Source organism: Flavobacterium facile, assembly GCF_036321945.1.
GTDB lineage: Bacteria > Bacteroidota > Bacteroidia > Flavobacteriales > Flavobacteriaceae > Flavobacterium > Flavobacterium facile.
This window is the reverse complement of record NZ_JAZAYT010000017.1, coordinates 1-9208: the sequence shown is the minus strand read 5'-3', so window position 1 is coordinate 9208 and position 9208 is coordinate 1. Positions and strand designations below refer to the sequence as shown.

The following is a 9208-nucleotide window of genomic DNA, read 5'->3' as shown; positions in this document are numbered from 1 at the left end:
ATTCCTTCTTTTTCCACTAATTCATGCCATGCTGCTTTTGTGAATCGTTTAGTTAGAACATCTGGGGCAACGTCTTTAAATATACCTAAATCACTGTTTTTTCCAATTTGTATGTAGTAGTTTTTTAAAGGTTCTTCTCTATATGAATAACCTGTAGTGTCTCCAACTTCTTTAACAATTAAACCAGGTCCTGTTAGTGCGTTTTCTAATGGGATTAAATTTACATTTGCCAATTCCATTGTTTCGGGTACTAAATCCCAAAGTTCAATTACAGTTGCGCCGTTAAACTTTGCCATAATTGAATGATAAATAAAACTATTAAACCATGGTTGTTCCAATAAAGGCATTAGTTCTGGATTATCGATACCTTTTAAATCAACAATTTTAAATTTAGATTGAATTATTTTTAAAACACGACCTTCAATTAGTGAAGCCAAATGGCTATCTAATCGAATACTTTCATATAGTTCTAACAAAGGTCCACGATTTGGGTTTTCTGACAATTGAGCCAAAGCCATAGAATCCTTCCATTTTTTCAATGTTTGTACACTCAAACTTTTACTTCTTGGAAGTATTATGTTTGACGGTCTATTGTCGTGTGTTCTGCCTATTTTTGCGTTTTGTCCCATTAGATATATAAGTCGCTATTTCTATTATTACCCCATTTAACTTCTTTTCTACTGTTCTCTAAAACTGGGAACACAGGTGTTTCTTTACCATCTTTAACGTCTTTTAACCATGCCATTGCCCACTTGTATTCATCGCTAAAAGTACTTGGTATTTTTCGAGCTTTGTTACGCTTTACAACTGCATAATTAATTAGAGATGATAATATTTTTCTAATTAATGGTTTGTCTTCATAATCTTCGGAACTGAAAATTTTAGACACATCGTATCTATCTCGTAGCTTTCCTTTCATTAAGGAAATATTCTCAAGCTCAATTTTTTCCAATATTTCTAAATCATCTTCTAAACTATCATCTAAATAGTCTTCGAATATTTGATTTACTAAATCTTCTTTTGTTATAAAATATAATGCCATTTTAATATAAATGTTTTCGTTCAACTCTTCCTGTCATTGGCTTACCGCTTTTTGACTTTTCGTAAATATGTTTCGATAAAAAAGTAATGCATTGTTCATCTGCATCAGGTGCATCATCATGAGAATTGTAACCAGGTTCTATTGAAAATAATTGTGTTTTTCCAATTTGAGTGTCAGAGTGGCTTTTCATTTTTTCATTCCACCAAATACGCCCATTTTGATAATATGGATGTATTGAAACAATTCTATCATATTTTTTTATTCGAGGATTATCAACCTTTGTAATTCGTAAATCCACTTCAAAAGCATCTTCAACTTCTCTAATGGTTCGTTCTACTTCATCGTTCCAAAATTGTGCTTCAAAACGCCAATGTACTCTTACTTTTTCTGGTAGATTCTTTTCAAAATCTGCCATATATTCAACGGCAGCTCTCATTTTACATTTTTTCACAAATGATGTGATATAGTAAAATTGTTTGTCTTTTAAACCCCAAATTCTTACAGCATTGTAATCACCTGTAGCAGAACCAGAATAAGCAACATCCCAATGAGATACAATACAATCAAAATGATCTAATCTTGGTAATTTGCACCATTGAATTAATTCTTCTGTAAATATTTTACCTTTTACATGAGGTTCATTGTTGTATTCAGCTCTTACGGGTAATATTCCAATTTCCTTTTCAAGTATCTTGTAATAATCGTCTTTATATTTTGATTTCCATCTTGGTAAATAAGTTTGTTCATCATAGGCTTTAATGTGATGAACTTTCCAAGTTGGATTTAACTCTTGTAATTTCTTTTGGATCATTATATGAAAAGCGGCATTATTTGCAAACAAGAACCTTCTATAATCTCCGTCCATTGTTGGAATTAAATCATACAAAATCCATTGCACAATTTGGTCTTGACGTCTTTCATTTTTAATAGTGTCCTGTGTTTCAGTATCATCTGGAACAATCATAGTTGGACGTAAATTCTTTACCCTTAAACCCCTAACAGATTGACCAGTTCCTAAAGCTTGTCCAATAAAACCACCTTTAGTAACAAAAAAACCTTCATCCCAACTTCCATAAGTTTTTTGCTCACCAAAATCGGCTATAATTCTTGGGTTACCTTCAAATTCTGCTCTTATATCTGCTAATAATTGAATTGCTTTTTTTTCATTATTACCAATAATTACCAAGTACATTGGGTCGCCTCTTAGCCATAACCAAAAAGGTAAAATAATATCACAAATTACTGATTTTGCCAATCCACGTCCCCATTCGGCAAAACCTTTAAACAAAGGATTCGAAGCCACCATTCCAGCAAGTTCAATATGAAAATCTGGAGTATCATACGCTGCATAGTGTGGAAAATAATAACGCACTGTATAGGCAAAATCTTTGCTTAACTTTTGTATACGAATTTTCTTTTGTTCTTTTGTCTCATTAGGATCAATACTTCCGCCCGATGCTCTAATAAGTTCAATCTTGTCAAGAAACCGCTTTTGCGCTATTTTATCAATGGATTTCATTAATCGATATTTACAATTTTCTTTTCTGCAGTATGGGAAATTTTGTTATCTGAAAAGTCAAAAAGTAAATTTGTGATGACACTTACCCTGTATCTTTTATTTCCAATTTTCTTTTCCTTAATAATTTGTCCAACATAAAAGCCACAGCCTTTTTTTAGTAAATGTGCGCCTATTTGCAATTGCCATTCTGTGGCAGATGCTCTTGCCATAATTAGATTTAAGATGATTTTAAACATAGTTTAATTAGTATTTTAATGCGAGTTCGTTAGTATGATTTTCAAAAAATTCTAAAATTGGTAAATGATGTTTTGGTTCTATTTTCAATAGCATATCACCCATTATTAGTTCCATTACATTGATATAAGTGTTGTAGGGGATTTTATTGTCTTTTTCAAAAGATTCTTTTGATTTATTAGCTTTTGCAAGTGCATCAATTAATCTTGCGCGTTCTTTAGCATCTGGTTTATCAGATTGTTCAATTGCAATTAATTTTTCAGCATAGGTATCTATAAGCTGATTTAAGTTTTCAAGACCATTTGTTGTTGATGAAAGTTTTGCGTTTCGACGTTCTTTCCATTTAAATTTAACTATCCAGTCTCCAACGGTTTTTTCAGAAACACCAACTAAACTAGCTATTTCTTTAGCTGTTTTTTTTGCGTTTATATATAAATCCTCCGCTAGTTTTTGTTCCCTAATTTTTGCCATTTCTTTAATTATTATACCACAAAATTGCACTATAAGTAAGTAATAAAAAGAATGAAATATTTTATACAATGAACCTATTCCTTTATATGAGGTTTACACTCCTAATGTTTGATAATCAATTTTTTAAGTTTTAATAATTACCTAAAATTTGCACTATACAAAAGAGAAAACTTAAATAAAATTTAGTTCTAATTAAATGAAAAACACAAATGAAAAAATACTAATTACAGGTTCGGGATCACTCGACCTTACTCCGTTTATTGTTGCTCATTTATCAGAGAAATTTCCTTTAGTTATTGTAGCAGAAAAAAAAGGCAAAACGGCTGATATTAGAATAACAGGTGCTTTGTACGAGTATAATACTTCAACAGAAGAGTTGACGGCAAAAATTGACCAGTTTATAGCTGATGGAATTCAAGATGTAAATGTTTATTTAAACGGACCAGGTGGCGATGTCTTTATAGGTGCTGAAATTGAAAATCAACTTCAAAGATTTACTGGTTCAAAAAAAGGACTTGGAGGCGCATTAGTAGCATCCGCATATACAAAAATTGCAATGAGCCTTGACAGTTTTGAAATGGCTGAAAACGGACAATTTATGTATCATAAACCTTCTGGTTATTTTTCTGGAAATGAAGACAAAGTAGAATCATCACTGACTTTACTAAAAACTTTGACTACACAATACAAAGAAACATACGCTGAAAAAACAGGAATGACAACTGACGAAATTGAGGCTAAATGGTCAAAAGGTGATGTTTGGCTAACAGCTAAAGAAGCAGTTGCACAAAAATTTATAACTGGTGTAATAAAAAAAGCAACAATAACACCAGAAACAAAAGCAATGTTTGAAGCCTTTGGTTCTCCAAATATTCCAAAATTAACAAGTAAAAAATCAAATTTAAACATTATGGACAAAGAGAAAATTGCTCTTATGCTTGGTTTAACTTCAGATGCTTCTGAAGCTCAAATCGAAGCGGCTATTAAAGCCAATAAAGTAGCTGCCGAAACGGTCGCTGCTTTAAAACAGGAAAAAATTACTGCAGATGCAAACGCATTAGATCAACAAATTTATGCATTACTAAACAAAGCAGTTTCAGAGAAGAAAATTGTTGCAACTCAAGTAGAAGGTTTAAAAGGTTGGGCTAAAAATGATTTCAAAGGATGTGAAGCACATATCAATTCATTACAATCACTTGTGAAAATTAGCGCATCAGTTACTGGAAATTCTGGTAAAGAAGGAACTCTTTTAAAAGCTTTTGAAGATATGACAACTGCTGAACGTGACAATTTAGCAAATGAAGACCCAGAGGCTTTTACAAGTGCATACACTGCTTATTTAGCAAAATAAATAAATACAAAATTTTAAAAAATAAAAATTTATGAAAACAAAATTCGGATTATTCTTATTAGCGATGTTATTATTCGTCGCAACAGGTTTCGCAATGATTCCTACTTCAATTAGTAAAGAACAAAGAGTAAATATGCATACTGCAGCAATTGTAGATGGGGATTTATTAAATAGTTTGAACGAAAAATTTATTTTATCAAAATTCAAGCATTTAGGTACTTGGATATCTGAGGTAACAAGTAAAGACAATTGGGTGGGTAATGATGCTATTAAAATCCCTAAACGAAAAGGCGATTCGGCACCAACTGTATTAATTAACAATGCGGTTTATCCAATTGTTTCATCTGGAAGAAATGATGAAAAAGTAGTTGTTGCATTAAATAAATATTCTACTCAAAATAGAGAGGTTACAGCTGATGAATTATATGCTGTTGCATACGATAAAGAAGGTGATATTAATTTAGAATTGAAAGAAGAATTAGAAAGCAAATCTACTGATCATGCTTTACACTCAATTTCACCTGCTGAAAACGCAACTGACACACCAGTTTTAGAAACTACAGGTGCGGCAGATGGAACACGTAAAAGACTGTGCAAAGCTGATGTTATCTTATTTAAAGGAAAATTAGACAAATTATCAGTACCAAAACAAGGTCGTGTTTTAGTGTTAAATTCTACTCATGCAAATGATTTATTACTTGAAGATTCAGTATTTGAAAAAGGTTATATGAATCGTGTTAATGGTAATATTGAAATGACTTATTACGGCTTCAAAATTTATGAAGAGGTTTATACACCTACATACCACCAAACTTTAAAAACAAAATTAGCATTTGATAGCGTTACTGCAGGTCGTACTTCATCTATTGCATTTCACAAACAATCTACAGTTAAAGCTAAAGGTAGTGTAATTCGTTTTGCAAGAGCTGCAAAGGATGATCCAGAAAACAGAAAAAATGTGGTTGGTTATGATTTATACTTCGGATGTTTTGCAATTATGGACCAAGGTCAAGGAGCAATAATTGATGGTGTAGTAGTATAATGAGAAATATAAAGTATATAGCCGTGCATTGCACAGCAACCTCTCAAAAAACGAGCATTAGCGCAATTCAAAGCTATTGGAAAAATCAACTAGGTTGGAAAATGCCCGGCTATCACTTTATAATTTTACCAGATGGTACTGAAGCTCAATTATTACCCATTGAAGAAACTTCTAATGGTGTAAAAGGGTTTAATAGTAATTTGATAAACATTGCTTATTTAGGTGGCGTTGATTCAAATAATAAGCCTTTTGATAATAGAACTCCAAATCAAAAAATCACACTATTAAAACTTTTAAAAAAGTATAAGAATCAATTTCCAACAGCAATTATTCAAGGACATAAAGATTTTCCAAATGTTTCGAAAGCCTGTCCAAGTTTTGATGCTAAAAAAGAATATAAAAACATATAAAATGAAAAAAGCACTGATTTATTGGTACAGTTTGTTAGCAATATTGGTATTTATGACCTCATGCAAATCGAAGCAACCTATTATTCAAAATGAAATTGTAAAAGATTCTATTGTTATAACTAATCATGACACCATTTTTCAAATAGAAAAAGATAGCAGTTCTATAAAGGCGCTTCTGGAGTGTCAGAATGGTAAAGTAGTTTTAAAAAAAATTACCGCTCAAAATTCAGGACGAAAACTGAATATTCCAAATGTTGTAATTGAACATAATGTTTTGCAAGTTGATTGCTTTTCTGAATCTGAAAAACTATTTGCAAAATGGAAAGAAACTTTTATTAAAAGCTATAAGGAAATAAACAAACCAATTGTTACTAATATTCTAACATGGTGGCAAACAACACAAATTTATATAGGAAGGATTCTATTCTTGATTCTCTTACTTTTTACACTATTAAAAATTTACAAATTTAAAATATTTTAACATGAACAAAGATATTAAAGCGGCAGCTAAAGAGGTATTTGAAAGATACTCTAATGCTAAAAAAGTTTTTGTAACTCCAGATAACCAAGTTTTTTTAGCGGAAGACAGAGCGAAACTTCATAACGAAGATGTAGTAACTGTAAAACGTAGTGAAGTTATCGAAGATGTAAAAACTGAATCGACGGATAAAAAAGATGCTCCTAAAAAAGCAGAAGATTTAATTGCAGAAATTCCAACTTACACAGTTGAGCAATTGAATGCATTAGAAGATAGTGGCGAAAAACGTGCAACTGTTTTAAAAGCAGTTAAAGAAAGACGTGAATCCATTGCAAAAGAAATTGATGTTAATACACAAAATCAAGGATAATGAGTTTTGAAGGTGTAAATGTTAATCAAGGTCAAGGCGGTTTAAACCGAAAAACCTTATCAACTGATGCTGTAATGGCATTAGTTGTTGTGGCATCTGCTTTACCTGGTGATTTGGTAAATAACACAATAAATGTGTTTAATTCGTTACCATCCGCTGAAGCAGCAGGAATAAACCCAGCCTTTGATGCTAATGAAGCAATTTTACTTCATTACCATATTGAAGAGTTTTTCGCAAAGGCACCTAATGGAATTTTAAAAGTTGTTTTAACTGATAGTGTAAAAGCTTCAACTTATTTTGCTACAGACGCTGCAAAAGCAACTTTTAGAGAACATACAGATGTAAAACGTATTGGTTTTGTTTTAAACGGCGCACCTGTAGGTTTAGTGTTAGATGATGAAATAACTGCTTGTCAAACGTTTATAAACGATTTGTTTGCTGATAAAATTTATCTAAATGGTATTTACTTAGAAGGTAGAAATATTTCTAAAACAGCACTTACTAAGCGCACATTAAATTGTGGTAAAGTTTCTGTTGTAATTGCTCAAGATCCGGCTATTGCTTCCTTGGACCCTGCTTATGCAACTTATGCTGCAGTTGGTTCGGTTTTAGGAATGCGAGCTGCAAGAAAACCAAATGAAAATTTAGGATCTGTAGATATCATTGTAAAACCAGATGATAAAAAAGGAAGTTTAACTTTTCCTTTAACAGATACTTTAACAGGAAGATGGCTTTCGGCTAATTTGAGTGATGGTACACCTGTTTCATCATTATCACAAATAGATTTAAAACAGTTGACCAATTTTGGCTACATATATGCTGGAAGTTTTCAAGGCTTCCCTGGTGTTTATTTTAATGGAGAACCAACATGTATTGCTTTAACCTCTGATTACTCTTCTGGAGAAAATAACGGAGTTTGGGACAAAGCTGCATTAGGTATTAGAAACGCATTATTACCAAAAGTACGTGGTTGGTTTGAAAGAAATCCAGAAACTGGATTTTTAAAAAATACAGCAATTACAGATTTGGAAAACATTGGTAAAAAGCCACTTCAAGTAATGCGTGTAAATAAAGAAATAAGCGGATATAATTTGCTTATTCCACAAAATCAAAACCCTACTGATCAAACACCTTTAATTGTAAAGGCAAGTGTAACATTAGGCGCAATTATTCACACCTTCGAGGTAGATTTAAGTTTAATATAATATGGCTAAAGTAACAACTCTAATAAATTCATTCGGTAAAATGGCTGGATGGAATTCCGTAACTGCAAATATTTACGGAAGAGATATGGAAGGTATCAACGAATTAGGTTATGATGATACTATGGAAAAAGAAAACGTTTATGGAGCGGGTCCTTTTCCTATTGGTCAAGCAGACGGTAAATACGAAGCAAAGGTAAAACTTGTTTTGGTTATGGAAGAGGTTGTGGCAATGTTAGACGCTATTCCTGCGGGGAAACGTTTACAAGAAGCAGCACCAACTGATATTATTGCTCAATACGAGTATTCTTCAAGAATTTACAAAGATATTTTGAGAAATTTCACACCTACAAAATTAGGAAGAACCATTAAAAATGGAGACAAAGTAGTTGGTCAAGAATTAGAAGGAATTATCACTCACATAGATTGGAATCAATAATGGAAAATACAAATAAAACAGACGATTTGGTTTTAGACACATCGGCTATAGTTGGCTATTTAGATGATAATGCACTTGCTGCATTAAAAACTAAGAACAAACTAAAAAATGTTACCGAAGTAATTACTGAGGATGAAGACGGTGTAAAACACGCTACCTATTTCAAGAAACCAGAATTAGAGCATTTAGAACTTTTGGCAAAATACACTAAAAAAGAAGAAGCAATTAAAGGGCTTCAAATTCTTTTTAATACTTGTAGAGTTGCTGGTTCTGATGAAGTGCTTACTGACGATGAAATGCGTAGTGCTGCATACCAAGATTTAGCCAAAATTTTCAAAAAAAGAGAAACTATTGTAAAAAAGCGTTAGCCGACGGAGAAATAGCGTCGGATGACCCTTATGATTTTTACAAACAAGGTAATGCCTTGATAAGAAGTTATTTTAAAAGAGAGCCTGAAAAACTCTCTTTAAAAAAATGGACTAAGTTGTATAATGAAGCACAATTTTTAAAAAAATTAGACACCGAAATTTTAGCGACAGTTTTAGCTAAACTATTTCAAGCTAAACCAGAAAACGAATAATGTCAGATCAAACTTCAAATTGGATACTCGAACTTGTAGATAAGATTACTAAACCAGTAAAAGAGGTTAC

The 9208-nt window shown here is 32.0% G+C and carries 14 protein-coding genes; 9 read left to right on the top strand and 5 right to left on the bottom strand.

Annotated elements, in window-relative coordinates; all coding sequences use genetic code 11:
* The 5 genes from UEQ13_RS00325 to UEQ13_RS00305 all read right to left on the bottom strand — a co-directional run.
* A partial coding sequence (locus UEQ13_RS00325) for a phage portal protein family protein (protein WP_329804375.1) occupies window positions 1-554 on the bottom strand: 554 nt, incomplete at its 3' end.
* 74 nt (window positions 555-628) lie between these two features.
* Window positions 629-1042 (bottom strand): phage protein Gp36 family protein, encoded by a 414-nt coding sequence (locus UEQ13_RS00320; protein ID WP_329804374.1) that lies wholly within the window; start codon window positions 1040-1042, stop codon window positions 629-631.
* Window position 1043: 1 nt separating this feature from the next.
* Window positions 1044-2561 (bottom strand): hypothetical protein, encoded by a 1518-nt coding sequence (locus tag UEQ13_RS00315; protein WP_329804373.1) that lies wholly within the window; start codon window positions 2559-2561, stop codon window positions 1044-1046.
* Complete coding sequence (locus UEQ13_RS00310) at window positions 2561-2797, bottom strand: hypothetical protein (RefSeq protein WP_329804372.1); 237 nt, start codon at window positions 2795-2797, stop codon at window positions 2561-2563. The genes UEQ13_RS00315 and UEQ13_RS00310 overlap by 1 nt, the downstream gene beginning before the upstream one ends.
* 7 nt (window positions 2798-2804) lie before the next feature.
* Window positions 2805-3266: a DUF1804 family protein gene (locus UEQ13_RS00305; RefSeq protein WP_329804371.1), complete on the bottom strand. Its 462-nt coding sequence runs from the start codon at window positions 3264-3266 to the stop codon at window positions 2805-2807.
* Window positions 3267-3462: 196 nt separating this feature from the next.
* Here UEQ13_RS00305 and UEQ13_RS00300 point away from each other — a divergent pair, with 196 nt between their 5' ends.
* Genes UEQ13_RS00300 through UEQ13_RS00260 form a run of 9 tightly spaced genes read left to right on the top strand, consistent with a single transcriptional unit; the run spans window position 3463 to window position 9138 of the window.
* The gene (locus tag UEQ13_RS00300; RefSeq protein WP_329804370.1) at window positions 3463-4617 is read left to right on the top strand and encodes a Clp protease ClpP; all 1155 of its coding nucleotides are present in this window, start codon (window positions 3463-3465) and stop codon (window positions 4615-4617) included.
* Between the two features lie 31 nt (window positions 4618-4648).
* The gene (locus UEQ13_RS00295; RefSeq protein WP_329804369.1) at window positions 4649-5659 is read left to right on the top strand and encodes a hypothetical protein; all 1011 of its coding nucleotides are present in this window, start codon (window positions 4649-4651) and stop codon (window positions 5657-5659) included.
* Complete coding sequence (locus tag UEQ13_RS00290; protein ID WP_329804368.1) at window positions 5659-6069, top strand: N-acetylmuramoyl-L-alanine amidase; 411 nt, start codon at window positions 5659-5661, stop codon at window positions 6067-6069. Before UEQ13_RS00295 ends, UEQ13_RS00290 begins: the two co-directional genes overlap by 1 nt.
* Before the next feature lies 1 nt (window position 6070).
* Window positions 6071-6550 (top strand): hypothetical protein, encoded by a 480-nt coding sequence (locus tag UEQ13_RS00285; RefSeq protein WP_329804367.1) that lies wholly within the window; start codon window positions 6071-6073, stop codon window positions 6548-6550.
* 1 nt (window position 6551) lies between these two features.
* Complete coding sequence (locus UEQ13_RS00280; protein ID WP_329804366.1) at window positions 6552-6917, top strand: hypothetical protein; 366 nt, start codon at window positions 6552-6554, stop codon at window positions 6915-6917.
* Complete coding sequence (locus tag UEQ13_RS00275; RefSeq protein ID WP_329804365.1) at window positions 6917-8122, top strand: DUF2586 family protein; 1206 nt, start codon at window positions 6917-6919, stop codon at window positions 8120-8122. Before UEQ13_RS00280 ends, UEQ13_RS00275 begins: the two co-directional genes overlap by 1 nt.
* A 1-nt stretch (window position 8123) precedes the next feature.
* Window positions 8124-8558, top strand: coding sequence for a hypothetical protein (locus UEQ13_RS00270; RefSeq protein ID WP_329804364.1), 435 nt, complete (start codon window positions 8124-8126; stop codon window positions 8556-8558).
* Window positions 8558-8926 (top strand): hypothetical protein, encoded by a 369-nt coding sequence (locus UEQ13_RS00265; RefSeq protein ID WP_329804363.1) that lies wholly within the window; start codon window positions 8558-8560, stop codon window positions 8924-8926. The genes UEQ13_RS00270 and UEQ13_RS00265 overlap by 1 nt, the downstream gene beginning before the upstream one ends.
* A gap of 56 nt (window positions 8927-8982) precedes the next feature.
* On the top strand, window positions 8983-9138 hold the full coding sequence (locus tag UEQ13_RS00260) for a hypothetical protein (protein WP_329804362.1): 156 nt from the start codon (window positions 8983-8985) through the stop codon (window positions 9136-9138).
* Window positions 9139-9208: the final 70 nt, after the last annotated feature.

Bases quoted from the DNA above. Each gene is read 5' to 3' on its own strand.
- UEQ13_RS00320 (WP_329804374.1), bottom strand. From the start codon at position 1,042: ATGGCATTATATTTTATAACAAAAGAAGATTTAGTAAATCAAATATTC.
- UEQ13_RS00315 (WP_329804373.1), bottom strand. From the start codon at position 2,561: ATGAAATCCATTGATAAAATAGCGCAAAAGCGGTTTCTTGACAAGATT.
- UEQ13_RS00310 (WP_329804372.1), bottom strand. From the start codon at position 2,797: ATGTTTAAAATCATCTTAAATCTAATTATGGCAAGAGCATCTGCCACA.
- UEQ13_RS00305 (WP_329804371.1), bottom strand. From the start codon at position 3,266: ATGGCAAAAATTAGGGAACAAAAACTAGCGGAGGATTTATATATAAAC.
- UEQ13_RS00300 (WP_329804370.1), top strand. From the start codon at position 3,463: ATGAAAAACACAAATGAAAAAATACTAATTACAGGTTCGGGATCACTC.
- UEQ13_RS00295 (WP_329804369.1), top strand. From the start codon at position 4,649: ATGAAAACAAAATTCGGATTATTCTTATTAGCGATGTTATTATTCGTC.
- UEQ13_RS00290 (WP_329804368.1), top strand. From the start codon at position 5,659: ATGAGAAATATAAAGTATATAGCCGTGCATTGCACAGCAACCTCTCAA.
- UEQ13_RS00285 (WP_329804367.1), top strand. From the start codon at position 6,071: ATGAAAAAAGCACTGATTTATTGGTACAGTTTGTTAGCAATATTGGTA.
- UEQ13_RS00280 (WP_329804366.1), top strand. From the start codon at position 6,552: ATGAACAAAGATATTAAAGCGGCAGCTAAAGAGGTATTTGAAAGATAC.
- UEQ13_RS00275 (WP_329804365.1), top strand. From the start codon at position 6,917: ATGAGTTTTGAAGGTGTAAATGTTAATCAAGGTCAAGGCGGTTTAAAC.
- UEQ13_RS00270 (WP_329804364.1), top strand. From the start codon at position 8,124: ATGGCTAAAGTAACAACTCTAATAAATTCATTCGGTAAAATGGCTGGA.
- UEQ13_RS00265 (WP_329804363.1), top strand. From the start codon at position 8,558: ATGGAAAATACAAATAAAACAGACGATTTGGTTTTAGACACATCGGCT.